25 protein-coding genes and 1 pseudogene are annotated in these 26,154 nt (G+C 68.9%); 10 read left to right on the top strand and 16 right to left on the bottom strand.

Annotated elements, in window-relative coordinates:
* Window positions 1–508: 508 nt before the first annotated feature.
* On the top strand, window positions 509–829 hold the full coding sequence (locus ACX28W_RS41275; RefSeq protein ID WP_459005261.1) for a three-helix bundle dimerization domain-containing protein: 321 nt from the start codon (window positions 509–511) through the stop codon (window positions 827–829).
* Window positions 830–979: 150 nt separating this feature from the next.
* Here the strand turns inward: ACX28W_RS41275 and ACX28W_RS41270 are convergent, their stop codons facing one another.
* The 8 genes from ACX28W_RS41270 to ACX28W_RS41235 form a co-directional block, all read right to left on the bottom strand.
* The gene (locus ACX28W_RS41270; RefSeq protein ID WP_459005260.1) at window positions 980–1,687 is read right to left on the bottom strand and encodes a restriction endonuclease; all 708 of its coding nucleotides are present in this window, start codon (window positions 1,685–1,687) and stop codon (window positions 980–982) included.
* A gap of 843 nt (window positions 1,688–2,530) precedes the next feature.
* Entirely contained in the window at window positions 2,531–3,058 is a 528-nt protein-coding gene (locus ACX28W_RS41265) for a fatty acid desaturase (protein ID WP_459005259.1), read from the bottom strand.
* 538 nt (window positions 3,059–3,596) lie between these two features.
* Window positions 3,597–5,015: a PP2C family protein-serine/threonine phosphatase gene (locus tag ACX28W_RS41260; RefSeq protein ID WP_459005258.1), complete on the bottom strand. Its 1,419-nt coding sequence runs from the start codon at window positions 5,013–5,015 to the stop codon at window positions 3,597–3,599.
* A gap of 48 nt (window positions 5,016–5,063) precedes the next feature.
* Window positions 5,064–5,714: a hypothetical protein gene (locus ACX28W_RS41255; protein WP_459005257.1), complete on the bottom strand. Its 651-nt coding sequence runs from the start codon at window positions 5,712–5,714 to the stop codon at window positions 5,064–5,066.
* Between the two features lie 725 nt (window positions 5,715–6,439).
* A complete protein-coding gene (locus ACX28W_RS41250) occupies window positions 6,440–7,156 on the bottom strand; it encodes a GAF and ANTAR domain-containing protein (RefSeq protein WP_459005256.1) in 717 nt (238 codons plus the stop codon).
* Between the two features lie 78 nt (window positions 7,157–7,234).
* Complete coding sequence (locus ACX28W_RS41245; protein WP_459005255.1) at window positions 7,235–7,996, bottom strand: ANTAR domain-containing protein; 762 nt, start codon at window positions 7,994–7,996, stop codon at window positions 7,235–7,237.
* Window positions 7,993–8,523 (bottom strand): hypothetical protein, encoded by a 531-nt coding sequence (locus ACX28W_RS41240; protein ID WP_459005254.1) that lies wholly within the window; start codon window positions 8,521–8,523, stop codon window positions 7,993–7,995. Before ACX28W_RS41240 ends, ACX28W_RS41245 begins: the two co-directional genes overlap by 4 nt.
* 131 nt (window positions 8,524–8,654) lie before the next feature.
* On the bottom strand, window positions 8,655–9,080 hold the full coding sequence (locus tag ACX28W_RS41235) for an STAS domain-containing protein (RefSeq protein ID WP_459005253.1): 426 nt from the start codon (window positions 9,078–9,080) through the stop codon (window positions 8,655–8,657).
* Window positions 9,081–9,768: 688 nt separating this feature from the next.
* Between ACX28W_RS41235 and ACX28W_RS41230 the strand changes: the two genes are divergently transcribed.
* Complete coding sequence (locus ACX28W_RS41230; protein WP_459005252.1) at window positions 9,769–10,719, top strand: alpha/beta hydrolase; 951 nt, start codon at window positions 9,769–9,771, stop codon at window positions 10,717–10,719.
* Between the two features lie 63 nt (window positions 10,720–10,782).
* Here ACX28W_RS41230 and ACX28W_RS41225 read toward each other — a convergent pair whose 3' ends face one another.
* The 4 genes from ACX28W_RS41225 to ACX28W_RS41210 form a co-directional block, all read right to left on the bottom strand.
* A complete protein-coding gene (locus ACX28W_RS41225) occupies window positions 10,783–11,859 on the bottom strand; it encodes a PucR family transcriptional regulator (RefSeq protein ID WP_459005251.1) in 1,077 nt (358 codons plus the stop codon).
* Between the two features lie 145 nt (window positions 11,860–12,004).
* The gene (locus ACX28W_RS41220) at window positions 12,005–12,172 is read right to left on the bottom strand and encodes a hypothetical protein (RefSeq protein WP_459005250.1); all 168 of its coding nucleotides are present in this window, start codon (window positions 12,170–12,172) and stop codon (window positions 12,005–12,007) included.
* Window positions 12,173–12,314: 142 nt separating this feature from the next.
* Entirely contained in the window at window positions 12,315–13,010 is a 696-nt protein-coding gene (locus tag ACX28W_RS41215; protein WP_459005249.1) for a type 1 glutamine amidotransferase domain-containing protein, read from the bottom strand.
* 207 nt (window positions 13,011–13,217) lie between these two features.
* The gene (locus tag ACX28W_RS41210; RefSeq protein WP_459005248.1) at window positions 13,218–13,781 is read right to left on the bottom strand and encodes a PadR family transcriptional regulator; all 564 of its coding nucleotides are present in this window, start codon (window positions 13,779–13,781) and stop codon (window positions 13,218–13,220) included.
* A gap of 95 nt (window positions 13,782–13,876) precedes the next feature.
* On the opposite strand from ACX28W_RS41210, the gene ACX28W_RS41205 reads away from it, so the two are divergent.
* Both ACX28W_RS41205 and ACX28W_RS41200 read left to right on the top strand, forming a co-directional pair.
* Window positions 13,877–14,281, top strand: coding sequence for a nuclear transport factor 2 family protein (locus ACX28W_RS41205; protein WP_459005247.1), 405 nt, complete (start codon window positions 13,877–13,879; stop codon window positions 14,279–14,281).
* Window positions 14,282–14,578: 297 nt separating this feature from the next.
* The gene (locus tag ACX28W_RS41200) at window positions 14,579–15,769 is read left to right on the top strand and encodes an acyl-CoA dehydrogenase family protein (protein WP_459005246.1); all 1,191 of its coding nucleotides are present in this window, start codon (window positions 14,579–14,581) and stop codon (window positions 15,767–15,769) included.
* A gap of 68 nt (window positions 15,770–15,837) precedes the next feature.
* On the opposite strand, the gene ACX28W_RS41195 is transcribed toward ACX28W_RS41200, so the two are convergent.
* Window positions 15,838–16,344: a hypothetical protein gene (locus ACX28W_RS41195; RefSeq protein WP_086757007.1), complete on the bottom strand. Its 507-nt coding sequence runs from the start codon at window positions 16,342–16,344 to the stop codon at window positions 15,838–15,840.
* Between the two features lie 470 nt (window positions 16,345–16,814).
* A complete protein-coding gene (locus tag ACX28W_RS41190; protein WP_459005245.1) occupies window positions 16,815–17,840 on the bottom strand; it encodes a hypothetical protein in 1,026 nt (341 codons plus the stop codon).
* Window positions 17,841–18,205: 365 nt separating this feature from the next.
* Between ACX28W_RS41190 and ACX28W_RS41185 the strand changes: the two genes are divergently transcribed.
* The 6 genes and pseudogenes from ACX28W_RS41185 (at window position 18,206) to ACX28W_RS41160 (ending at window position 23,822) form a co-directional block, all read left to right on the top strand.
* Complete coding sequence (locus tag ACX28W_RS41185; RefSeq protein WP_086757004.1) at window positions 18,206–18,577, top strand: helix-turn-helix domain-containing protein; 372 nt, start codon at window positions 18,206–18,208, stop codon at window positions 18,575–18,577.
* A gap of 11 nt (window positions 18,578–18,588) precedes the next feature.
* Complete coding sequence (locus ACX28W_RS41180; RefSeq protein ID WP_459005244.1) at window positions 18,589–19,143, top strand: ImmA/IrrE family metallo-endopeptidase; 555 nt, start codon at window positions 18,589–18,591, stop codon at window positions 19,141–19,143.
* Window positions 19,144–20,451: 1,308 nt separating this feature from the next.
* Window positions 20,452–20,715, top strand: coding sequence for a helix-turn-helix transcriptional regulator (locus ACX28W_RS41175; protein ID WP_459005243.1), 264 nt, complete (start codon window positions 20,452–20,454; stop codon window positions 20,713–20,715).
* Window positions 20,716–20,874: 159 nt separating this feature from the next.
* A pseudogene (locus tag ACX28W_RS41170) lies at window positions 20,875–21,759 on the top strand (DUF6083 domain-containing protein).
* Window positions 21,756–22,136 carry a hypothetical protein gene (locus tag ACX28W_RS41165; protein ID WP_459005242.1) on the top strand — a complete coding sequence of 127 codons (381 nt, stop codon included), beginning with the start codon at window positions 21,756–21,758 and terminating at the stop codon, window positions 22,134–22,136. The pseudogene ACX28W_RS41170 and the gene ACX28W_RS41165 overlap by 4 nt, the downstream one beginning before the upstream one ends.
* 123 nt (window positions 22,137–22,259) lie before the next feature.
* A complete protein-coding gene (locus ACX28W_RS41160; protein ID WP_459005241.1) occupies window positions 22,260–23,822 on the top strand; it encodes a UvrD-helicase domain-containing protein in 1,563 nt (520 codons plus the stop codon).
* Window positions 23,823–24,379: 557 nt separating this feature from the next.
* Here the strand turns inward: ACX28W_RS41160 and ACX28W_RS41155 are convergent.
* Window positions 24,380–25,231, bottom strand: coding sequence for an MBL fold metallo-hydrolase (locus ACX28W_RS41155; protein ID WP_459005240.1), 852 nt, complete (start codon window positions 25,229–25,231; stop codon window positions 24,380–24,382).
* A 95-nt stretch (window positions 25,232–25,326) separates the two neighbouring features.
* Window positions 25,327–25,905: a TetR/AcrR family transcriptional regulator gene (locus ACX28W_RS41150; protein ID WP_459005239.1), complete on the bottom strand. Its 579-nt coding sequence runs from the start codon at window positions 25,903–25,905 to the stop codon at window positions 25,327–25,329.
* Between the last annotated feature and the right edge of the window lie 249 nt (window positions 25,906–26,154).

Below are 26,154 nucleotides of genomic sequence, written 5' to 3'. Positions count from 1 at the left end.
ACCGGAAGGCCCTCACCTGTTCAAGATCCCTCAGCCGAGACCTGGCTCACCCGTCCACAACCTCCCGAGACAGAACACCTAGCCCTCGCCGCACTCCCCGGACAGATGCCAAGTGGCCAACCTCTTTCGACCGGTTCCGTCGGACGCCGTCCACCGAGGCCTCGGCCCTCAGCCCCCACCAGTCCTTCGAAAGCATGGCTGTGCGATGCACGGCATCCACCTCTCCACGATCTTCGCGCGCCCGGCGTGACTGAAAGCCGCCCGGGAACGTCTGGATGCCAGGCCGGTTCACCGGTCACCGAACTTCCAGACGTGGCCCAGCAATCGCGGTGACCCGGCACCTGTTGCCTGAGTCGACCGATTCGAGATGGCGAGTTGATGAACAGATCCGGCGGGCCGTTCCACGGACGCGATCCGTGCAAGTCTGGGAAGTGGACGGGCCGACGCCGAGCACCCGGATACCGATCGGCTGCGGCGGTCGGCCGTCTGTGACAGTGAGGAGCGCGCCATGGGCGCGAACACGGCCGAGACCGCGTTACCCGACACCCTTCAGAAGCTCACAGACCATCTGACGGCCTCCTACGCCGACCTGCTGACGGCCGCAGTCGTGCGGGAGGTCGTGCAGGACTGCTACCAGCCGCTCAGCAACGCTCGTATCACCAACTACGTGCCGATCCTCGTCGAGCACAACAGCCGCACCAGGCTACGACGACTCGCCCGACGCCCCGATCCCACGGTTCCCCTTCGTGCGGAGTCCGACGGGACACGAGGCCACTCCGTCACCACGGCTCTGCGAAGGCTTCGCATCGCCCTGACCCGCTCGGCATAGACACCGCGTCCGTTCAAGGCACACTGGGCACACGGGCCCGCTCCATCAACTGCTCGCCCAGTGCCCGGTCCAGGTCGACTGCTCCTGCCAACCCCACACCCGTTCCACCGAGGCGGAGGCCGCGCCCGTCATCAGTACGACAACGGGTTCTCAGGACAACGCCGACCGTTTCCCCGGCGGGGGCAGCTTCTGGAGCAGTTCCCAGAGCGGTCGTGAGCCTCCCGCCCACTCGCCCAGCGTTCCCCGGTCGACCAGATGCAGCTTCTGGGACTTCGCCAGCGGCTCACACCCCGAGGTGAAGCGTCCGTTCGTCACCAGAACCACCACGTCCCCGCCGTGCAGCTGGCGGCCGGTGCCGTTGAGCACATGCAGATCCGGGGTGCCCACCGGCGATCCCGAGGCCCCGTCCTGCCGGTGCTTGCACTGGATCACCCAGCGCCTGCCGAGCGGATCCGTCGCTGTCACATCCGCGCCGTTGTCCCCGGCCCCGCCCACCTGTACGGCATCCGTGCAGCCGTCACGGCGCATCAGGTCCCGTACCGCGAACTCGAAGTCCTCGTGGTGGAGCCCGTCGAGCTGGGGGAGCCTGTACCGCAGCCTCCGCACGTGCACCCGCTCCCAGCGGGCGCTCACCGCCCACTGCGTGAGCCAGAGACCGCCGGCCCCGCCCACGACTGCGGCGAGCACGGCGAGCAGCCACCAGTTGCCCAGCAGCCACTCACCCACGGCGACGCAGAACCCGACGCCCGCGGCAGCCGCGATGGCGAGCACCAACGGCTGGGGACCTCGGGGCTTCGTCGGGGTCGGGGCCCGCTTCGGAGACTTACGAGTCCGCCGCACCGGCGGCCGGCGGCTCACCACTGCCCCCGGCCGACAGAAACACGACCGCAGACGCCCGGAACCGGAGTCGTTCGCCCGCCATCCACGTCAGAAGTGACCCGTCCGCTGCTGAAGCCTCGGATCACCAGGCCCGCCGACGGCAGAATCGTCAGCTTGTGCCACGCTCCCGGAGCACAGCGATCGGCCCCCCGGACTTGTGTTCCGTCGTTCCTCGCGTACGGATCGGTCCAAGGCACCGTGTCCTCCTCGGCGCTCCTGCGTGGCCGCTCCGACCGGACAACAGGCGTCGGCGCGGACATTCTTGACACTAGGTCAGGTGTCCTGGCCCGCTGAGAGCGAGCGCCCTTTTCGGCCGCGTAGAACACTCGCACCCCGCCCGTCGCGTGCCCCCAGGGCACACGCGTTCCCATCGGGTGGGCCCTCGACGGGGGTGCGAATCCGAGCGGGATTCGGACGGTGATCGGATTGCGTTCCGCCCCAGCTCTCGTCGGACGTCAGCCTCAGCGAGATGCTGTTGATGCAGTTGCGCTTGATCGGGGGAGTCGGAAACCCCGCCCGCAAGGAGATACCCGAAGTCGGCCGAGAAGCGCGCGTGACCGTGCATTCCGGGCGGACCAACGATGCCCGGCGCCGGCCTGAGCCGTCACTCATTTCCGGTGCGACGCCACGGCCGGAACCGTCGCAGTCCGCTCCTCACCGTGCGCGCTGCGGTCCGCCCCGAACCCCTTCCCGGCGACCTGGACCGGCCGGACGGCAGAGTCGCGATGCGATCGCTGTGGCTCGTGGTGAACAGCTGAATCGCGAGTGCGCCCACAGCGATCACACGAGCAGGAAGGCATTCCGCCTCCATGCCCGCGCCTGTCAGCTGGCCCGAGCCCGGCGGCGCTGGGGCCCGTCCGGCACCGCGTGCCGAAGGACGCGGCCCCACATGGACGCGTACTGGCGCCACAGCGGCCCGCTCACGTACGTGATCCCGTGCCGGGCGCAGATCTCGCGCACCCGTGGCGCGAGTTCGGCGTAGCGGTTGCTGGGCAGGTCGGGGAAGACGTGGTGCTCGATCTGGTGGCTCAGGTTGCCGGTGAGCACGTGGAGGAGGAAGCCGCCCTCGATGTTCGCCGAGCCCTGGATCTGGCGCAGGTACCACTGGCCGCGCGTCTCGCCCTCCAGCTGCTCCTCCTCGTACGAGAAGGTCTGGACGTCGCCGGGGAAGTGGCCGCAGAAGATCACGGTGTGCGCCCAGATGTTGCGAAGCCCGTTCGCGGTGACGTTGCCGACCATGCAGGGCAGCGCCGAGGGGCCTGCGAGCAGGGGGAAGAGGACGTAGTTTTCCGTCAGGGTGTTCGTGAGGGAGGTGGCAATTTCGTCGAAGACGGCGTCGGCCTCGCCCACGGCCTGGCATGGGCTGTCGACGAAGGTGCTGAGGGCCTGTTGAAGGCGCAGGGCCAGCTCGTCCCGTTCGCCCTGCGGGAGCAGCTCCGAGTCGGCGCAGGTCCGGGTCGGCCGGTTCTTCGGTGACCAGTGCCTCGAAGAGGCCTCGGGCTGCGACGATGGCCTCCCGCATCTCCTCGGTGCCGCTCTGGCCGTGGGCTGCTGTGTGCATGCTGCGGTAGCCCTGGACGAAGTAGGCGTGGTGGACGGAGAGGGCGGCCAACTGCTCCTCGCACTGCGCGCCGTCGGGGAAGCCGCGCTCCCCTGCCAGGCGCGCCAGCAGCGCGTCCGCCTCGGTGACGGCCTTCCACGGTGAGGTCGACGAACTGCTCCTGGACGGCGGCCCACTGAGCCACGTACTGCTCGCGGGTCTCGGGCGACAGCGGCTGTTCCCGGAGGGAGCCGTGGCGCTTGACGCGCTCGCCGAGTTCCCGCTCCGCATCCCGGACACCATCACTTTGAACCACCGACCCGTCGGCTCTTCGCCCGTTCGGCCTGGTCAAATGCTGTCGGGGGGTGGGAGGGGCACGCTGGTGTGCGCGGTGCCCGAGGCACCGGAGGGTGCCGTGGCGGGTGTCGCCGAGGTCGCGCTGAGTGCGAGGAGCGCGACGTCGTCGGCGGGTCCTGCGGGGAAGGTGTCCAGCAGCGAGGTGAGGTCGCTGATGATCGCGGCGGCGCCGAGGGCCCGGTTGGTGGCGGCGTGGTGGGTGAGGTGCGCGACCAGGCTGCTCTCACCGAACCCGGCGCCTCGGAGGGTACGGCCCTCGGTGAGTCCGTTGCTGTAGAGGAAGAGCGCCTCGCCGGGCAGGAGTTGAATGTCCCGGGAGACGAAGTCCGCCTGGTGCAGGGCGCCGACGAGCATCCCTCCGGCCAGGCTCACCGGCTCGGTTCGGGCGACCGCCCGGTCGGGTCCGCCGCGCCGGGCGGGTCGCAGATGGTGGGCCGGGAGGTGGCCGCCTCCGGCCAGGGTGAGGGCGAAACCGCCCGCGGGCTCGGGGGCGAGGGTGCCGAAGACCAGGGTGCAGAAGCGGCTGCCGTCGGGCGACGCCGACAGCAGAGCGGAGTTCAGCGTCCGTAGTACGGCACACGGGTCGCGCTCCAGTAGGACGGTGGAGCGCAGGGTGTAGCGGATCAGCGAGGTGAGAGCGGCGGCGGGTGTGCCCCGGCCGCTGACGTCGCCGAGAAAGAACGCCCACCGCCCGGCGCCGAGCGGGAAGACGTCGTAGAAATCGCCGCCGACGTCGTGGACCGAGGCGGTGGTGTAGTGGCATGCGGCCTCCAGGCCCGGCACTTCCGGGAGCGCCGGGGGCAGCAGGGTGCGCTGCAGGGTGGAGGCGTACGCGGCGATCTTTGACCGGTCCCGCTCGGCGCGCTCCCGTGCCGCGTGCTCGACCTCCACCAGTTCCCGTTCGACGCGGAGCATGCGCAGTGCGGACAGCCGCAGTTCGAGTTCGTCCATGACGAGCGCGGCCAGGTCGGTCAGGGCGGTGGCCTGGTCCGGTGTGATCCGGCGCGGCTTGGTGTCCAGGACGTCCACGGTGCCCAGGCGGTGACCGTCGCTGGTGGTGATCGGGGCGGCGGCGTAGAAGCGCACCCGGGCCGGGCCGGTCACCAGGGAGTGGGCGCGGGCGAGGGGGTCGTCGAGAGTGTCGGGGACGACCAGCGGACTGCCGGTGAGGATCGCCGAGGTGCACAGCCCCGGGTCCCGGCCGATCTGCGTGACCCCCGCCAGTCCGTACGCGGCCTTGAACCAGACCCGGTCGGTGTCCACGATCGTCACCGTGGCGGACGGAGCGTCGAACAGGCGGGCAGCGAGTGCTGCGATCCGGTCGAATGCCCCGTCGGGCGGGGTGTCCAGGATGTCGTACCGCCGTACCGCCGCGATCCGCCGCGCCTCCTGCTCCGGCGACAGCTCCACGCGCTCCTCCACACCTCCGCACACGCTGGGTCCAGCCGATGCGGGCGGCTATTCGGGCCGTTGGGTCCGGTCGTTGTGGGCGAGGCCGTCCGGATGTTCCTCCGTGCGCTCACCAAGAGGAAGAACCAGTACGCGGAAGGTCGTTGGGCCGGGCAGGCGCTGGATCCGCCCCACTTCCTGCCAGCCCCAGTCCTTGAAGACGGCACAGGCCGAACCGGCGGACTGATCCAACAAAGTGACGCCGAGCGAAGCCTGATGGTCGGTGAGCAGGCGCTCCTGGAGCCGGCGGGCGAGCCCGCGGGCGTACTGGTGGGGATGGACTACGGTTTCAAGGATCGCGAACACGTGTCCGGACGCGGTCAGTTGCTCCAGGTTCTGCGGCAGTGGTCCGTCGAACCCCTGCCACCAGGAGCCGTCGCGCGGCACGGAGAAGCCGCAGACGCACCCCGTCAGGGCCTCCGCCTCGGCGACCAGCATGTCGAATCCCGGCAGTTTCACGTCGTCTGCCAGACGGTGCAGGAACTTCTGCCGGTCGTGGAACTCCTCGCCCGGCTCGGCGGCGGAAGACTCCACGTACAGATCCGCCAGATCCTCCCGCAGGCCCTCGGCCTGCCAGCGGTTCAGCCGGCGCAGCCGCACCGTGTCCAGGTCGAGACGCTCTGAGCCTTCGGGTTCGTGCGGTTGCCGCGGGGTGCGCATGAGGCGCCTCGGTTCAGGAGACCGGGAGAGGTACGGGACTGCCATCGTGGCCGATGGGCGGTGCGGCGCCTGGGTCTGGGACGTCTGTACAGCAGCATAGCCTCGGATCGGCGCCGCGTCGGGGCCCGTTGGGCGCACGGGGCCAGAGGGGCGCCGATGGAGGAACGGTGAATGCGTCGGCCGCAACCATCCGTGGGCAGCGGCGGTCGGACGGTGGAAACCCTGTTGAACGCGGGCTGTTCGGGAAGCCGTCCGGTGTGCTTCGGACCGGAGGCACGCCCGTGCGAGCAGCTTTCGCTGCTCCCTTGCGTGCTGCGGTCTGGCAGCTCCCACGGTGAGTGATGTCACCGATCGGGGAGACACGTGCCCATGCCGGACGTGCGCACGCAGAGCCCACGAAGCACACGCCCCCACGACCACGACGACGCGCCGGACACCTACGCCGCGTTCCGCCGTATCGCCGCCCTGCGGACGGCCCGGAGAGCTGCAGCGCATGCGTGACGACGTCCCGGGTGCACGGGCGGCGCCTGCGAACGGCCCTGTTCCGCTTCGCCTGTATCTGCTCTACCCCCGACGTAGGGAAGACGGGACTGCGACCGTGTCAGGTACCAGCAAGTCTCCCCACCCAGGCTCCCAGCCCCCGAGTCGGAAACGAGGCCGTCCGGACCGCGAACCCCGGCGCAGGGGCCGCGGTGGGTGGCGCGCCGGCTGTGGCGCGGAGTGGGTCAGGACCCCAGACCGGGGAGGGGTTCGGAGTCGTCGATGAAGGCGCGGGCCAGATCGGACAGGCGCCGGTTGTGTGCGCGGGCGTAGCCGCGCAGGGTGGTGAAGGCCTGTTCCATGTCGATGCCTCGGCGTTCGGCGAGTTTGCCTTTGGCCTGTTCGATCAGTACGCGGCTGTTCAACGCGGTCTGCAGTTGCTCGTTGAGGATCGTGCTGCGGTGGGTGGAGCGTTGTTGCAGGAGGCTGATGGTGGCGACGTCGGCCAGGGCCTGGGCGATGAGTGTGCCTGCCGGGTCGAAGGGGCCGGGGGCGGCACGGAAGAGATTCAGGGCGCCGACGACCTCGTCCCGCAGGCGCATGGGCAGCGCCTGGACCGCCCCGAACCCGCTGCGGTGGGCCGCCGTGACGAAGCGCGGCCAGCGGCCGACCTCCAGGGTCAGGTCGGCGACGATCACGGGTGTGCCGGTGCGACAGCACTCCAGGCAAGGGCCTTCATCACTCTGGAGCTGGAAGAGTTCCAGCAGCCGTACCTGTTCGTCGGAGGCGGCCATCACCCGTAGTTCGCCGTCGCGGTCCGCGAGCAGCACCCCGGCCGCGTCGGCGCCGAGGATCCCTACGCAGCGGTCGGTGAGCAGCCGCAGGAAGTCGATCAGGTCGAAGTCGGCGACCAGGTTGTCCGCCAGCTCGACGAAGGTCTTGGCCAGGAGCTGCTGATTCATCGTGTCACCCTCGATTGAGACTATTCCCGCCGGGAGGGGGCGGGAAGTCCAGCCAGTTCACCGGTCGGCGCTGGTGCGTCAGGTTTCCTCGTCGGCCTGGTCCGGCTCCGCATGCGGGGAGAAGCGGAGCCGGTGGGCCACCACGTCGGCGGCCACGTCGGCGAGCCGGCGTCCCTGCATGTAGGCGTGGGCGCGGAGCCGTACGAAGGCTTCGTCGATGCCGACGCCGAGCTGGACGGCGAGGATGCCGGTGGACTGGTCGATCTCCGCCCGGTATGCGCCCAGGTCCTCGAAGCCGCGGTCCGGCGACGGCCCGTCGGCCGGCGCGCCCGTCTCCTCGATCCGGGCGTCGAGCAGGAGCAGCGTCGCGAGATCGGCGAACGCCAGCGCATCGGCCAACTCCTCCGCATCCAGCGCCGTCGGCACGTCGGCGTACAGGTCCAGGACTCCCGGGCTGATCGCCCCCATCTGCAGGGGAAGCGCGAACACCGCGCGTGCCCCGGCCTCCAGGGCCGCATCCGCGAACACGGTCCAGCGGTCCTGCAGCGCACCGGTCAGCAGATCGGGTGTCAGGACGGCCGAACCGTGCAGGAAGGCATCCACGCGGGGCCCTTCGCCCAGGGTGAGCTGCAGCTCTTCCAGTTGTTCGCTGATGTCGTCGGTGCCGCACAGCGCATGGCTCGCCGCGGTCCGGGACATTGCCGACAGCCCGGCCCCGCCGACCGGGAGCGCGGTCACGGCCGCGGTGCACACGTCCACCACACCGACCCGGGCACCGCGTCGCGCCGCCTGCTCGGCGACCAGCACCTGGATGCGGGCCGACCGGCTGTCGGACCTCATCCGGGCCACCGCGTCCAGGCATCGTGCCCAAGTTCCCCCAGCCGCGCCGCAGTTCGTTCGCCGACGGGAAGCGCCAGCACCCGGAGCGGCGCGGCGCTGATCGGCTTCCAGATCTCTCCCACGTCCAGCCATCCCCCGGAACGGAGCGCGGTGAGGGTCGGGTGATCGGCCCGGTCCACCGGGGTGGCGCCGAGTGACGCCTGGCGGTCGGCCGGCAGCCGCTCCTGTAACCGGCGGGCCACGTGCGCGTCCTGCGGGTGCGGGCGGACCAGGATGTCGGTGATCGCGAAGACGCCGCTGGACGCGGTGAGTTGCTCGATGCCGCGCGGGACTGCCCCGTCGAACCCGAGCCACCAGAAGCCGTCGCTGCGCACCGGGAATCCGAAAGCGCATCCCACCAGGCCATCCGTCTCCGCGATCACCATGGCGAAGCCGGGCCGCCGGATGTCGGCGTTGAGACGGTTCAGAAAGTGCTGACGGCTGGGACGGCGGTACGCCTCAGGAGGTGACGTCTCGCGGGAGTCCATGTACAGATCCGTCAGCTTCCCGCTCAGACCCTGTGCCAGCCGGCGGTTCACCCGACGTAACCGGACCGCATCCAGGGTGGACGACTCGCTGCCACGGGGCTTTCGTGGCTGCCCCCGCCCCGACCGGGCCGTCACCGCGCATCCCCCGAGAGCACAGAGGCAAGCGGAACAGTCCGGTGCGGCGGGGTTTGGACGGTCGGGGCCGGGACACCCCCGAGAGAAGGTGACAGATGCCCGAACGGAACGCCGAGAAGCAGGACCCCGGAGCCGGTGAGGTCGAGTATCAGGCCCAGTGTCGGTGGCGGGTGGTGCAGTCGCAGGGTCCCGCCGGCCTCGGTGGTCTTTTGCGCGGCGTGGAGGAAGGCGTTGAGGCCGCTGCAGTCGCAGAAGGTGACAGGGGTGAGGTCGATGTCGATGGTACGGATACCGTCGCTCAGACAACGCGCCAGTGCCGTGCGTACCAGCGGGGCCGATTCCAGGTCGATCTCACCGGCCAGGGTGATCAGCGCCCGTTTCCTTCTGTCATGGCGGTGGACGGTGAGCTGCGGGAGGGGCATGACGCCTCGGTTCGGAAGACCATCCGGCAGCGGACGCGGTGACGCCGGGAATCCCGGCGCCCATGGCGCGCTGCCGGCAGGGCGTACGTTCGGCGGAGGGTAGACCAACGGCCGGTCCGACAGCCTGTGCGACAGGACAGCGGACCCACCCAGATCCCTCCAGGGATGCGCCGGGTGACGGACGAAGAGTCCGCTCCCCGCAGCCATCTGTGTCGAGCAACGACAAGCCGCCGGGGTCTGGGACGTCCGTACAGCAGCATAGTCCTCGACCCGGTCCGGCGGACGGCCGGAAGCCGTCCGTTCCTCGTACCCGGGCGACGCCTGGACGTGATGCCGCGCGGGTATATCCGGTGCCCTGCACGGTACTTGGGCAGGCAGCGCGCAACACGGTGACCGACGGCCGCCCGGGTACGAGAGACGCTGTTGGGCGCTGGGGGTCAGTCCCGTCCGTAGTCGTTGGCAAGGGCGCGGCCCTTCTCCGGGGCCTTGGTGAGGAGAGAGCCGCCGGGGACGAGGACCATGCCTTCGTCGGGTACTCGGTTCATGGCGGCCGGGTGCCCGGGGCCTGCGCACAGCTGTCGGCCGACCCTCCCCGATTTTCCGACACGTGTCGGGTGACCTGCGATGATGCGAGGTGGCAGGGTGAGGTGCAGGGCGCGACGGAGCGTCCGATCGGAGGACTGGACGCATGACGACCTACTCGCTGGACCCCGAGCTCGCCGCCGGACTGGCCATGATCCCCGGGGCCGACACATCCGATCTCACTGAGGCCCGGGCCGAGTTGACCGAAGGCGTCACCCTCATGAACGCCGAGGTGAACACCGAGGGCGTGGAGATCCAGGAGTATCGGGTGACGGGCCCCGAGGGCGCGCCGGAGGTGCGGCTGATGGCGTACCGCCCCACCGGCGTGGCGGGCCCGCTCCCCGTGGTCTACGACATCCACGGCGGCGGCTTCGTCCTGGGCACGCCGGAGCTGGACCACGGGCACAACGTCGTCATCAGCCGGGAACTGAAGGCCGTCGTCTTCAGCGTCGACTACCGCCTCGCCCCCGAACACCCCTACCCGGCCGGCCTGGAGGACTGCTACGCCGGTCTGGTGTGGGTCGCCAAGAACGCCGCCGAACTGGACCTCGACGGCGACCGCATCGTCGTGCACGGGGCGAGCGCGGGCGGCGGTCTGGCCGCCGGGCTCGCCCTGCTGACCCGCGACCGCGGCGGACCGGCGCTGCACTTCCAGTACCTGGGCATCCCCGAACTCGACGACCGGCTGACCACCCCGAGCATGCGGGCGTTCACCGACACCCCGCTGTGGAACCGCCCCAACGCTGTCCTCAGCTGGGACGCCTACCTCGGTGCCGGTGTGCCGGGCGGCGACGACGTTCCGATCCACGCGGCTCCGGCCCGCGCGAGCGCCGGCGACCTGTCGGGGCTGCCGCCCGCGTACATCTCGGTGATGGAGTTCGACCCGCTGCGCGACGAGGGCATCGCCTACGCGCAGGCTCTGCTGGCGGCCGGGGTGAGCGTCGAACTGCATCTGTTCCCCGGCACGTTCCACGGTTCGTCCATGATCCACACCGCTGAGATCTCGCAGCGCGAGACGGCCGAGGCGCTGGCCGTGCTGGGCCGCGCCCTGCGCTGAGTCCGGCGGTCGAACTCGGCGGTGGGGCCTCGCTTTCCGTGTCCCGGCGGGTCCCCGCCGTCGTCAGCCCCGGTCCTGTCCGGTCCGGGCCAGCCGCAGCGCGTAGAGCGCGAACTGCGCCCGGAACCGGTCTCCCGGGGCTGCCAGGCGCAGGCCCAGCGCGGCCTCGGCCTGGGTGAGCCGGGCGGCCACCGAGCTGTGGTGCAGATGGAGGTCGGCGGCGGCCTGGCGCAGGGTGCCGGTCCGGCAGAAGGCGGCCAGCGCGTTGAGGACGGGCTCGGCCAGCTGTTCCAGGGCGACCACGTCGGGCTGGGTCCGCAGACGCTCCGCCGGGAGTTCCGCGAGCAGGGCGAGCGGACCGAGCCGGTCGTGGTCCACCACCGCCTCCGCGCGTGATCCGGCCACCGCGAACCGAAGGGCCAGCCGGGCCTGCACCCAGGAATCCGCCGCGGACAGCGCGGGTGCGCCGCCGCCGACCCCGATGCGTACACCCTCGGCGCCGTCCCGGGCGACCATGTCCCGCAGGTCCGATGCCGGTGACTCGGCTCCCGGCACCAGGGCCACGACCAAGGAGCCCACGCCGGCCGCCCTGACGCCCGGACGCAGGTCGTGCCGACCGAGCGCGGCGACCGCGGCCGGCCCGTCGACGGCGACCACGCGCAGCGGACCGGCGGGGTCGAGGCCCAGCAGCCGCAGGGCCCGGGCCCGGTCCTCGACGGCCTCGCGTTCGGACAGGGCGCGTTCGACCAGGGCCGGGTCGGCCACGTGCTGGGAGGGAGCGAGGGCACGGTGCCCCGCCACCACGGCGGCGGCGATGGCCATCCACTCCAGGACGAGTTCGTCGAGCGGCCCCGGTTCACCGTCGCGCTCCAGCCACACCCGGCCGCCGGGCGCGAACTCCACGCCGTCGGTCTTCTCGGGCGGCTCGCCCGCCGACGCCGCCCCGTCCGCGCCGAACCGCACGATGCGGCCGTCCAGCACCAGGCCCGCGGGACACTCGGCGAGACCGGCCGTGGACCGCACCAGCGACTGAGCGTCGAGACGCCCGCCGCCGAGGAGGCCTTCGTAGTGAGCGATCACGCGGAGTGCGGCGGCCGCGTCGGCGTCCAGGGCGGAAAGCCGCAGCAGCAGACCCTTCATGCCCCGAGTGTAGAAGCGGCCCGGCGGGTCGGACCCCCTGCTGCCTGCACAGTTGTCCCACGAGCTCCAGGTGGCGCTGGAGCCTCGGGCTGATGCGGTGCCGACATGCCCGACCGACCAGTCAGCAGGGCGTCCGTCGCCGGGGTCAGGAGGTTTCTGCCGTCGGGCACCGCCCCCAGGCCGACGACCGGAGCGAGGCAGATGTCGCGGCCTCGGCGGGGTCGACGCCGGTGGGGGTGGCCGCCTCGGCGAACCGGGCGATCAGCAGGCGGCGCAGGTCGCCGGTGAACGCCTGGCGGATGTCGCCGAACAATCGCTGACCGGGACACGCCCCTGGCGGAGGCGATGCCGTCCATCGCCGTGCGCCGTACGCCGTACCTGGGCAGGCAGTCGTAGGCGGCGTCGAGGACCTCGTCGAGCCGGTCCGTGGCCCTCGCTCGGGCCGGCTTCTTCGCTCAGGCCAGCTTCTTCAGCAGCTCGGCGGCGAGCGGGGCCGAGGACGCCGGGTTCTGCCCGGTCACCAGATTGCGGTCGACGACCACCTTGGGGGCCCAGGGCTCGCCCTCCTGGAAGTCGACGCCCGCCTCGACGAGCCGGTCCTGGAGCAGCCACTTCGCCTGGTCGGCGAGTCCGGCCTGCGTCTCCTCGGTGTTGGTGAACCCCGAGACCCGATAGCCCGCGAAGGCGTTGCCGCCGTCGTCCTTCGTCGCGGCGAGCAGCGCGGCCGGGCCGTGGCACACCACACCGAGCGGCTTGCCCGACTCCAGCGCGAGGGTGAGCAGCCGGCCGGAGTCGGCGTTGACCGCGAGGTCCTCCATCGGGCCGTGGCCGCCGGGGTAGAAAACGGCCGCGTAGTCGTCGAGGTTCACCTCCTCCAGCTTGATCGGCTGCCGCAGTTCGGTGATCGACGCGAGGACGTTCGCGATCCGGTCGGCGCCTTCCTGCCCGCCGTTGAACTCGGGGGCAAGGCTCCCCTTGTCCACAGTCGGCACGACGCCGCCCGGGGTGGCGACGACGACCTCGTGACCTGCGGCCTTGAAGGCCTCGTACGGGGCGACGGCCTCCTCGGCCCAGAAGCCGGTCGGGTGCCGGGTGCCGTCGGCGAGCGTCCAGTGGTCGACACCGGTCAGCACGAAAAGGATCTTCGACATGGTGCGGTTCTCCGGGGGGTGCGGGCCCTGACGGACCTGTGAGGTTTTTCGGTCGTACGCCCTGACACTCCGGACTCGGATCGTCAGGGCGGTGATGTCCTCGACGCTATGCGGGTCGGGCGTAGGTGACCAATAGGGAACCCCTTCGCAGGCATAGGGCATCCAATGGCGCCCCGGGAATACGCGGGCGGCGCCGGAACTCCGGAACTATCGCGGTACGGAGGCGCGCCGCTCCAGGATGCGCAGGGCCCGTTCGGCCCAGCGGATGCTCTCCCGCTCGAAGGCGAGTCCGCGCATCAGGGTGAGATACGGGCCCACACGCTCGGTGTCGGTCAGGTACTCGTCCTCGGTGCGCCCGTCGAGGAGCCGGGCACGGATCCGGTCGTAGTGGGCCAGCTTGCCGCGAGCCCACTCCAGTCGCTCGGTGATCGCCGCCCGTACTGCCTGGTCGTCCCCGTCGTCGACGGCGTAGACCTTGACCATCAGCTCGTCGCGGATGGCCGTGGGCTTCGACGGCTCGGCCGTGAAATCGCGCAGAGCGCCGCGGCCCGCCTCGGTCAGGGAGAACACCCGCTTGTTCGGCCGGCGCTCCTGCCGCACGAGCCGGGCCTCGATGAGCCCCTCGGACTCCATCCGGTCGAGCTCCCGGTACAGCTGCTGCGGGGTCGCCATCCAGAAGTTGGCCACCGAGGCGTCGAAGCCCTTGGCCAGGTCGTACCCCGACGCCTCGCCCTCCAGAAGTGCGGCCAGGACCGCGTTGCGCAATGCCATCGCCCCAGGCTAGACGCCTGTCATCCCTGCGACTAATCTCATCCGCACCTAGTCAATTAGTTGAGTAGTAATTCGACCTATGAGAGGTGGGCGTGATGCACTCCTTCCGCAAGGCCGTGGAAGCCGGGGACTTCGCCGCGATCGAGGACATGCTGGCCGACGACGTCGTGTTCACCAGCCCCGTCGCCTTCAAGCCCTACCCGGGCAAGGCGATCACCGCGGCCATCCTGCGCGGCGTCTCCCGCGTCTTCACCGACTTCCGCTACGTACGCGAGATCGTCGGTGCCGACGGCCGCGACCACGCGCTGGTCTTCGAGGCAAAGGTGGGCGACAAGCAGATCAACGGCTGCGACTTCCTGCACTTCGGCGAGGACGGCAGGATCGACGAACTCATGGTCATGGTCCGCCCGCTGTCGGCGGCTCAGGCGCTCTCCGAGGCGATGGGGGCGCAGTTCGAGCGGATCTCTCGCGAGGCGGCAGAGGCGGCAGGGGCGGCATAGGTGGCAGTGGCGGCAGAGGTGGCAGCGGCGTCGGGGGGCGTGAGCGACGTCCCTGCGACGCTCCACGGCTGACGCGAAGGCGTCGGTCCGACGGCGCCCGGGGCCGTCTGCGCCCGGACATTCCAGCGCCCCGAGCGGCCGCTGAACTCCGCCACTCGCTCAAGCCTTCACCGGGGGCCGGACAGGTGATGCGCGACACCCCGAAGACGGTCGCCGCCCGCACCGCCATTCCCAATTTCTGAAACACGTTCTACGGTGTGCGCCGTCAGGTCCGGCCTTGGGGAGCCAGGAGGCGTCGTGCATCTCGAATACACGCCAGAGCAACAGCGGCTGCGCACCGAACTTCGCGCCTACTTCGCCGAGTTGGTGCCGGATCACGCCCACGCCCGGCACGGCGACCCGGCGGCGCAGAAGCGCTTCTACCGGGACACCATCCGCAGGCTCGGCTCCGACGGCTGGCTCGGCGTGGGCTGGCCCAAGGAGTACGGCGGGCGCGGGCTGACCCCGATGGAGCAGTTCATCTTCTTCGACGAGGCCGCCCAGGCGGGCGTACCGCTTCCTCTCATGGCGCTGAACACGGTGGGCCCGACGATCATGCAGTTCGGCACCGAGGAGCAGAAGGGATATTTCCTGCCCAAGGTCCTTTCCGGCGAGATCGATTTCGCCATCGGCTACAGCGAGCCCGACGCGGGCACGGACCTGGCCGCGCTCAGGACCAAGGCGGTCAGGGAAGGTGACGAGGCCACCGGCCACTACACGGTCAACGGGCAGAAGATCTGGACGACCAACGGCGACACCGCCGACTGGGTGTGGCTCGCCGTCCGCACGGACCCGGACGCCCCGCCCCACAAGGGCATCACCATGCTCCTCGTGCCGACCTCCGACCCCGGCTACTCGTGCACCCTCATCAACACCCTCGCCTCGCACGACACCACCGCGAGCTACTACGAGAACATCCGCGTCCCCGTCTCCCGCCGGGTCGGCGAGGAGAACAAGGGCTGGCGGCTGATCACCAACCAGCTCAACCACGAACGCGTCACGCTCGCCGCCCACGGCACCATGGCGATCCGCGCCCTGCACGACGTCCAGCGCTGGGCGACGGAGACCAAGCTCGCCGACGGCCGCCGGGTGATCGACCTTCCCTGGGTGCGCCGCCGCCTCGCCCAGACCCACACCAGGCTCGACGCCATGAAACTCCTCAACTGGCAGATGGTGAACGCCGTCCAGGAGGGCACCCTCACCCCGCAGGACGCCTCCGCCGTCAAGGTGTACGGCTCCGAGGCGCGCCGCGACGCGTACGCCTGGCTCATGGAGATCGTCGCCGTGCCGAGTGTCCTCAAGGAGGGCTCGGCGGGCGCGGTCCTGCACGGTGAGCTGGAACGCGGCTACCGGTCGGCGGTGATCTTCACCTTCGGTGGCGGGAACAACGAGATCCAGCGGGAGATCATCTCGTGGATCGGGCTGGGGATGCCGCGGGTACGGCGTTAGCCTGCTGTGACGAGGAATTTTAGTTGGCACAAAAGAGGGATAGTTGGCATCAAGATCACCGTCCCTTCTCAGAGGTGACGGCGCATTACTTCAATGCATGCCGCGCGGGCGGCTGTTGATCGGTCACGGGGGTAGGCCGCGCCGAGGTTCATCCCCTCGTCGGTCCTGATGGGCGGCTGCTGCCAGGCAAGACTCATTTGCGCGCCGGCTTCCGCGCGGGCCGTGGCGACGAGATTCGAGTACGGCCCTGCGACGGACGACGCTTCGATCTGGAGCCATGCCTGGTGGAACGCCATGCGCGCCAGCAGACTGCTCACCTCGTCCGTGAGCTGCTGTCGCATGGAGGCCGAGGACTCCGGACGGCGCCGTATGCGGTACGGCATCTCCAGGTACTCCTCGACCGCTGTCAGGGCTTCGGCGAACGTCTTCGCCTGGTGCTCCCGTCTCGCCGCCCGCTGGTTGAGGGCGTACGTGAGGAAGGCGCCGAACACGGCGATGAACGGGACGATCAGCGCGGTGGTCTGGGACCAGGTCCACCCGCCGCTCGTCGCCGCTGTCGCCGCGATGACCTCCATGCACCACTCCCCGGCATGCTGTGCGGGGCGTCCTCAATCAGCCACTGACCGTCGTGCTCACCACCGGTGAGCCGCCAGTAGTGTTCGAGGAACAAGTGTGTGCGAACAATCTCGATGAGGTCCAGGAGTCCCTTCGAACTCGTCCACCGTCGCTCTTCCGAATCGAGCGGGTGCCAGAGGCAGAGGGCGTCGTCGCCCGAGTACCGGTGCTTCGAGGGTGCCCCCGGTTTGGCGTGGACGCGCGGGAAATCCTGGGGCTTCTGGCCAAAGGTCGGGTAGAGCGGGTTTTCGTAGAACGTGATGCCTACGTCGATCGGTTCGTGCTCGCCGATGACGTCGAGTCCCGTGAGTTCGTATGTCAGTGAGCCAGGGCGGTACGTATGCCGGAGGGCGGAGCCGAAGCGCCGCCGAGCGTCGCGTTCGAGTGGGGCCCACCAGACAGGCTGGGCCCCATACCAGGTCGGCATGGCTCAGTTTCCCCAGGCCCGGGTGGGCGTGACGAGTCCGACGGCGAGCCCGAGGCCGGTGGCGGCCGTACCGCCCGAGCGGACTGTCGATGTCAGTCGGGCTGCTTCCTCCTGCGTGGCGTCCGCGTCTGGGACGAGTTCGGGGAGGACCTGGTGGAGGGCGTGCTGGGCACTGAGCGCGCGTCCGGCTGTTTCGTGCTCGATCGCGAGGTCGACGTAGTCACGCGCGGTGCACAGCCGCTTGTGGACCTCGCGGCGCGTCATGTTCAGGGGAATGGGGCCGGCCACGTGCGCCGGGTCCGGTGTCGGGCCCTTCTCGATCTCGTCCGCCGCGTAGGTGAAGAAGACCTGGAGCGCGTTGATCAGCGGCATGGGCTCGTCGAGGCACCCGAGGCAGAGGGCCTTGATGTTCCAGGAGCACATGGGCTTGCTGTGCGTGCAGTTCCAGTGCTTCAGCAGCCGGACCGTACGGGCGAACACGACCTTCGTGTCCGTGATGGCCTTGAGTACCATCTGGGTGTGCGTGATCGGGTCGGCGCGGTCCCACTGGTCCGCGATCTTCGTGTTCGGGATGTACAGCCCACGGTCCGAGGGGTGCGGGAGCGCGGTCATGACGTCCGCGGTGAAGTCGTCCTGGCCCTGTGTGACGGGGTCGCCGAAGCGCACGAGGACGGCACGGCGGCGGCCCACGACCTCGACGGTCAGCTTCGGGAACTCCGCGTCAAGGTCTTCATGGATCGCCTCACGGGCGATCTCCATGAGGGCCAGGGCGCTCTTCTTGCCCGGACCGTACGGCTCGGTGTCCTTCTTGGTGAGGACGACCCCGAGGTCGACGTCGGTCAGGGGCGTGTTCGCATCGCCGTGCGCGACGCTGCCGTTGAAGTACGTGGTAGATCCGGGGAAAGCCCGGCGTGCGGACGCGGCCAGGAGTCGGCGGCGTCGCTTGGCCTCGGCGACCTCCTCGTCGGTCACCTGGATCTTGCGGCGTCCTTCATCGAGGAGCTGCGCAAGGGATTCTTTGCGAACCATCGGTACCTCCTTTCTGCTGGTGGGAGACGAGGGGGTCGTCTCCCACCAGCACGAGACGTGTTACTTCTCGCGGCGGACGCCCTTGAATGACGCGCCGCCTGCCTTCCCGCCCATGAAGCGGCCCTTCTCACCGCGCTTCGTTCACGTGCCGGTCCGGGTATTGAGGACCTGACTCCGTCGGGAGACGCTGCCGCGACGGAAACCCTTACCGGTGTTCGTAGCCATGTCGCCACCATCAATCGCCGGAGACCTTCTGATTGCGAGATCGGTATCGCTATCGATCTTGCAATCGGAAGGGTAGGTCCTGGCTTCGACTTTCGCAAGTGGTACCTGATGTGGAAGCATGCGGGTGAGAGGAGGAGATCATGAGCGAGCGGAATGCAGCAGGACGGTTTGACGCGGTCGCGTTTCACACGGCCCTGGATCACACGCGTCAGGAGCGGGGTCTTCTCTGGAAGGACGTAGCTCAGGAAGCAGGCGTCAGCGCATCGACGTTGACGCGGCTGGCCCAAGGGCGCAGGCCGGACGTGGACGGACTCGCAGCCCTTGTCACCTGGGCGAATCTGAGCGCGGATGACTTTGTTCGCCGGACCGATGAGCCCCGTAGTCAGGACACGCTGACCAAGGTGGCTACGCATCTGCGGGGCGACCGCAACCTCACGCCTGAGGCTGCGGAAGCTCTCGAAGCCCTGATCGCCGTCGCCTACAAACAGTTGGTGACTGATCAGCCGGAGTAGGGGAGCTCCCTATGTCGTTGCGTCACGGCTTCAAGGCTGAAGCCAATCGCCTGGCGGTGCAGATGCGGAGAGAGCTGGGGCTTCACCCCGCCGCGCCGCTTGCACCTGCACGGCTCGCTGAACACTTGGCGATCCCGGTCAAGAAATTCAGCTCCGCGATAGCGGACGACGCCCGGATCGAGCGACTTCTCACCACCGAGCAGGAAGCTGTGAGCGCACTCACCGTGCATGCAGGGACACGGCGACAGATCTGGGTGAACGACTCCCACGACCCGGGCCGTCAAAACAGCTCGGCCGACCACGAAATCGCCCATGCGCTCCTGATGCATCCGCCCGGTCCGGCGCTCGATGTCCGCGGTTGTCGGCACTGGGACGGAGAGATCGAAGAAGAAGCGGACTGGCTGGCCGGCAACCTGCTGATCACCAACGAGGCGGCGTGGTCCATCGCCAGAAGAGGGCTCAGTCCTGAGGCGGCGATGCTTCGGTACGGAGTCAGTAGGAAGATGTTGACCTGGCGCATGAACAAGAGTGGCGCCAGCGGCCGCAGGGTTCGATCGGCCAGCTGAAGGTGCTTCGTCGAGGCGCTGGGCGACCGGTCTGCTGGGAGGTAGCGGGTCGATTTCCGGGTCGGTCGCCTCAGCTCGCAGGATTCTCGAGAGCGTCAGATCGGCTGGCAGCCCGCTGATTCTGATTGCCCCTCGGCAGTAGCTCCCAGTGCAGATCTCCTGAGGTGAGCGCCATGCTCCAGGAGGTCAGGGATGGCAATTGATCGAGTGCAGGGAACAAAGCCTCGGGGCCGAGTCCACACTCGTGTGCGATCCGGTCCATGTCGGCACACCCGTGACCGGTTGAGGAGTCGGTGTGCGTCGCAAGACAGAGGGTGATCAGCCGGAGAGACGGGTCACCGGGGCCCACGCGGCCACTTCTCGCCATACGCAACGCCCAGTCGGCAGCGCTCCTGCGGTCTGGACGTGCAGGACGCTGAGCAAACAACCCGCCGTCGAGGATTTGGGCGCCCACCGCCCGGTAGGCAGAGCCCAGGGTAGTTGGCGTGCTGCGGAGCCACCGCGCCTGCTCCAACTCGGTCCATGGGAGCGGATTGCGGCCAAGGTGAAGACTGCGTAGGAGTCCAGCCGACATCCGGATCTTCCCTTCGGAGTCCATGCGCAGTGCACACTGCACGGCGAGCAGCCGGGCTGCAGCCCCTGTGTGGCTGGGCAGGGCTGCGGCCAGGTAGCTGAGCATCTCCCGCACTCGGATCTGATCGCCCGGCCCTTTGGGCCGTCGTTTGCGACGCCGCGTGGCGCCGTCCGGCTCCGCCACGGTCACTGGGAGGAAGGTTTCCGGAACCACGGCGGCCTGCGCTGTCACCGACGCGCAGGCTGTACAAGCATCGGCAAGTCGCCAGAGCCGTCCGCTCCGCTCGCGGGCGAGAAGCAGATGGACGGGGCCGGCGCAGCCGCGGTGACGGGGGTGCCAGCGGCAACCTCGCTCGTGGCACTGGCAGGTGCGCAGGTATGACGGCAGGGCGTCGCGCCGGGCATGTCCGGCCAGATGCTCGAGCGCTGCGGAGCGCGCGGATACGGCAGCGAGCAGCACGCCCCGGTGGTCGCACTGCTGACACACAAGCTGCGGCCCGCTAGAGCCTGGCCGAAGCTCCACCGTCCAGGCACGCCGCGTTGCCGGGCGTGTTGTGCAAAGCCTCATAGGGCGTGCTCTTCTCAATCCTGCTTCCGCGCCGTTGCCCGCTCAGGAGAGAGCGACGGCCGCACACGCTAGTGCAGACCTCTGCCCTCGCGCCTGCGCTGCGACCTGGGGAAATAGGGCAGAGGTCTGCACTGACAGGGCAGGTGTCTGCACCGTCGGATGGTCGGGTGACGATCTTTCCGCCCGATCCGGACTTCGAGGCACTCCGCCTGGAGCTCGCACGCCTGCGGGCGGCCCGAGGATGGAGCTATGACGAGCTCGCCGACCGTAGTGGCCTTGCCAGACGGACTCTCATCGAGATTGAGCAGGGCCGAACGATCGGGACGCTGAAAACCTGGCACGCCCTCGCGCACGCCCTGAGCACCCCGCTCGACGAGCTCTTCGCCACCCTGTGCAACGGACACGAGCCTCCCGAGAAGACCGACGGCTGACCGCTTTCGGGACGGCCTTCACCAATCGCCCGAACAGGTGACTCTGTGCGAACGCATGAGCGCATCCTCGAAAACCAGTCTCACCAGATGCGGCACTTCGAGGGACACCTACGGTACTGACACCCACTGGACGGCGTGTCAGCTGACAAGTTCGCCCGCATGCGCTCCACACCCCCTTCTTCACGCCGTTGCGATGGCAGCCCCGTCCATGTCCGCGCGAGGCGTTCCCTACGCGTAAGCCACGACAGCGCCAGTCGTCTACTGCGATGCGGGCAGAGTGACCGCTGCCGGGACTGCGGCAACCGAATCGAGTGGTACCACCGCACCAACTAGCGGCCCATCCGCCTGCACCCTCACGAACTGCCTGCCGAAAGAGTGCCCGCTACCTGCCAATGGCACGTCAGCTGCGGCGTCGCTCACCCGGCGGGCGACGGCAGCAGTTGGTGCCGCCTGCCGCACGCCATGCTCTGCCCTGCCCGTCACGCCCTTCCAGCCGTGCCCGAACTGGGAGGACTGCGCCGCGCTCTGGCGGTCAACACCCGCCGCCTGATCGACAGCGGCGCCTTCGTACCTCCTTCCACCCCGCCGACGACAGAAGCCTCACCGATGGCCGCCTGTCGGCCTGGCCGTCCCGTCGTCCAACTCCTGTACATCCGCTACCTCGCCAACCGCCCGGTGGACGAGATCCAGTGCGTCGCCCAGACCCGACGCCGCCACCGCTGCACAAGTCCCCTGCTCACGCCCAAGACCCAGGCAGGTGTCTGGACTCTCGTACCCCTCGCCACGGAGCCCGGTCAACTTCCTCTGCCCGGAGCAGTCCTGGCCGTCTACGCGCTCACCGGCCTGCCCTATGCCGAGCAACTGCGCTGGAGGGCCCAACGCTGCCCCGAGCACGCCGCCATTCCCACAGCCGCCGACGTGGCGGTAACCGAGTGGGAGCCCTTCGACTCCCTCGTTCACCACGAGCACATCCACACCCGGCTCCCGACACTCACCCGACGGCAGGCTCCTGCCGGCCGGGGCAGGAAGGCGACGCAACCATGACCGCGCACCACGCGATCGAGATCACCCTCACCCGGCCTGCCACCGACTGTGAATTGCGCCGTGCGCGTCGTGTCGTGGCTCTGGCCGGCAACAGCGACGGCACTCGACTGCTGACTCTGCAGCGCGCCAGGACTCCTGGGCGTGCTCTGCGAGCACTTCGGCGTCGACTCGGCGGCGTATTGCCCATCGATGTCCTTACCACCCATTACCCAGACCGGCAGGGCTGTGTCCTGCTGAACTTCGCTCTCAGTCACACCGCCCGCGCCATCATCCGCCAGGCTGCGGAAGCCTGCGGGCAACGGCCCCGGGACTTCCTGAGGCAGGCCGTCATCGACGGCCTGCCGCACAGCACAAGGAAGAGCGCGTCCGCCGGCTGATGACCCGGTTCGAAGGGCTGCTGGTCCAGCACACCCCAGAAGAGCTGCTGGTCTGCGCGGCGAGCACTCTCCTCCGTCATGACAACCGCCTGCCCAGCTCCACCCCTTCTTGAGGAGCCTTTTGTGCCCACCCCGACCGACGAGCAGGTTCAAGCCTCCGACACCTTCCGAGCAGGGCAGCACCTCGTTCTGCAGGCGGGGGCCGGTACCGGTAAGACCAGCACCCTCGCGATGCTCGCCGCCGGCACCAAACGACGCGGCTGTTACCTCGCCTTCAACAAGGACATCGCTCGCGACGCCGCCACACGCTTTCCCCGAACGGTGATGTGCAAGACCGCCCACGCGACCGCGTACGCAGCACTCGGCCACCGCTACGCGGGCCGACTCAACGGCCCCCGTCAGCCCGCCTGGAGGACCGGCCAGGCCCTCGGCATCACCCGGCCCATCCGCATCGGGGATCACGAAATCAGCTACAGGACGCTCTCCCACGCGGTGCTACGCGCTGTTACAGGCTTCTGTTACTCCGCAGACCGTGCCCTGGCTCGCCACCATGTGCCGCACCTGCGACGCCTGGCAACGCGTGCTGAGCACGCCCAACTCGTTGACGAAGTACTACCGTTCGCGGTCAAGGCCTGGGCCGACCTGCAAACGTTCGACCACGGCGCGGTCCGCTTCGAACACGATCACTACCTGAAGATGTGGGCCCTGACCCAGCCAAAGATCGAAGCGGACTTCCTCTTCCTCGACGAAGCCCAGGACACCAACCCCGTCCTGGAACAGGTCTTCAACGCCCAGCGCGACCACGCCCAACTCGTCATGGTCGGCGACTCGGCCCAAGCCATCTACGGATGGCGCGGTGCCCGCGACGTGATGACCGACTTCGACGCCACCGCTCTCACTCTGACCCGCTCCTTCCGCTTCGGCCCCCTCCTCGCCGAACAAGCCAACCGCTGGCTCGAACTCGCGGAGGCACCGATCCGTCTGACCGGAAGCGAGACCATCCCCACCGAAGTCGGCGACGTGCCCAACCCGGACGCGGTGCTGTGCCGCACCAACATCGGCGCCATGGCCGAAGTCATGCGCCTCCTCTCCGAGGGGTGCCGCGTTGCCCTGGCTCGCGGCGGGCACACGCTCACCTCGCTGGCGCTCGCGGCTCGCGACCTCAAGGAAGGACGCCGCACCAGCCACCCCGAACTCGTTCTCTTCGTCTCCTGGGGCGAAGTGCAGGACTACGCGACTTACGATCCGGCAGGCGGCGACCTCCAGCCCTTCGTCGACCTCGTCGACACGCACGGCCCCGACGCCATCCTGGCTGCAGTCGACAAGCTCACCGACGAGGAGCATGCGGACGTGACCGTGTCCACGGCTCACAAGGCCAAGGGGCGTGAATGGCCAACCGTCCGGATTGGCGACGACTTCCCACCTCCCAAAGAAACCGACCAACACGACGCCGAGGGCCGTTCCATCCCGGAACCCGTCAACGACACTGACGCCCGCCTCGCATACGTCGCCGTCACGCGTGCACGCCGCCGACTCGACCCAGGGGGGTTGTCCTGGATCGACACACATCCCACGGCTTCACGTCCCATTGCGGTTGCGGAACCCAACCCAGCGCACCGCCTCCAGCAACCACCCCGCACGCCGACGTACCCCAGGAAACGGAACTCTCCTGCAGACGGCCGATAGGCGACGAGTCCATGGGCGGCGTCGCCCCACACTGCATTGCCAGCAGATTCTTCGTCTGCTGTTGGTACAGCATCTGTACGGCCCTGACCCGCGTAAATGAGAGGGTTGGAGGCAGGTTGGTAGGCGCTGGCCCGCACGTGGTCCGGATCTTGGACGAGGGCGAGGGCGCTACGGCAATCACGAGGCTTGCTGGTCCTGGGGCCTTCCCGTATGCATGCATCTGCCCCCTGGGTAGTCGCCTGCTGGCCTGTCCGTGCGGCTGCGGCATGAGCACCTGCGTCGCCTTGTACGCCCACACCGCCCTGGGCGTCAGCTACTACCACGAGTACGCGGTTTGCCCGCTTTTCTAACCCATTCACGCGCGATCGTCGAGGCGGGCGTCAAGGAGGGGTGCTTCACCGTCGCCTCCCCCCGGTTGGTCTCCTATGCCGTTCTCGACCTCGGCATTGGGGATCGCGGCCTGGTACCGCGAGGACGGCGAACTCACCGAGGATACGATCGTCTGGTAGTACGGCGACTTCGCCCTGCGCCTCGCGGGCGTGAGCCCTGAAAACTAGTCACTTCAGACCGAGTGCTGCCGCGCTGTAGATCACCGTGGTGGGGTTCAGTCGGGTGGGGTGCGACTCGAGCATGTGCTCGATGAACTGCGCAGCGGTCGGCTCTCCTTCGAGAACGCGGTCCGCGTCCTTGATGTAGGCGATCGTGTCGGCGAGTATCCGGGCGTTGTCCGGCGCGTCCGGGCGCTGGTGGGCGGCCACGACGATGTCCGGCTTCAGGTCCTGGATCTCGGACAACGTCTGGATCCACGCCAGCCGCTTCTGGTGATCGCTGGTGACGAGCGTGGGGTGGACATCGTTGTACGCGATGTCTCCGACCATGACGGCGGAGAGGCTGGGAACGTACACGTACGAGGAGTCGTCGACGTCGGACCGGCCGGTTGCCACGGCGAGCACCTCGTGACCTTCCAGGTCGAGGTGGTGGTCCGTGAGGGCCTCCGGCACGATGACGGTCGAGCCGATCCGGTCGACGAACAGCTGGCCGTACAGCTTGAGGTCATGTCCGGATTCGGCTTCCGCCTCGATGAGGCGCACCGTCGCCTCGGTGGCTACCACGCGGGCCTGGGGGAACCGGTCGAGCAGCGTCGACGAGCCGAGGAAATGGTCGAAGTGGCCATGGGTGATGTAGATGGTGGTGAGTTCCTTGCCGCTGGCTTCGATCCAGTCCGCCAGCTTCTGTGCGTCCTCCACGGTGGGCACCGTGTCGACGAGAATGGCTTCCCGCTCACCGGCGATGAGGGTCGCCGCCGTCGGTGGCCAGGTCCAGCCACCGTCGGGCGGAGCCACAGGCAGAGGGGCGTGCACCGGACGTGCAGGCGCAGTGAAGACGCTCAGGGTCAGCTGGTCGGTCATGTCGTTGGTTCTCCGATCGCTAATTTTTTACCTGTAGGTACAGAATGAGGGTGTGCCTCTGCCGTCCTCTGGGCGGAAGCCCTCGGGGGAACCGGTCAGAGAAGGTCGACGGTCGCGTCGACCACCCGGCGCAGGCGGTCGGGGCCCGGCTCGATGCGGGCCAGGACGTTCATGCCAGTGACCGTGTTCAGCAGCATGCTGGCCAGGGCGGCGGCGTCATGGCCGGGAGGGAACTCCCCGGTGCGCTGACCTTCCTCGAACAGTGCCTGGACTGCGCTTTCGATGCGGTCGAACAGGTTTCTCACCTGCGCCGCCACGGCTTCGTCCGCGCGCCCGAACTCCACCGCGCTGTTCGTCGCCAGGCAGCCCCGGCGGTCCGGACCGGTGAAGTACGAGTCGACGAGGAAGTGCAGCGCCGTGCGCAGTCGCTCCTTCGCCGGCCCGGGGCCCTCCAGGCGCGTGGTCACGGCTGCCAGCCGCAGGTCCAGGTAGCGGCGCAGTGCCAGGTCGAACAACTGGCGTTTGCCGCCGAAGGCGTTGTACAGACTGCCCTTGCCGATCTGCAGGCTGTCGACCAGTTGCTGAGGGGTCGTGGCGCCGTATCCCTGGCGCCAGAACACTGTCATCGCCTGCTCGATCGCCGCATCCGGATCGAAGTTCTTGGGCCTTGCCATGGGGGTACTGTAGCAGCCATTCTTGACCTAGAGGTACATAATGGCGCCCGCTTCGAAGCGCGCAGGTGCTGCTGGCGGGCCGTGGTGCCGACTGTCGCGGGCGTTGCGGCCGACCTCGTGCACCGTGATCGCCAAGTCGTGTTGTCAAAGCTATACATTTCCAATAGTCGCTGCTACTGAACTTGATCGGGTGATGTCGGGCTATCGGCCTGGCAGTTGAGCGTCAGGTCCGGTAGTTCTGGCTGGGTG

Source organism: Streptomyces sp. SD15 (genome assembly GCF_054462255.1).
The sequence above is the reverse complement of the archived record's forward strand: the minus strand, read 5'-3'. Positions and strand labels throughout refer to the sequence as shown.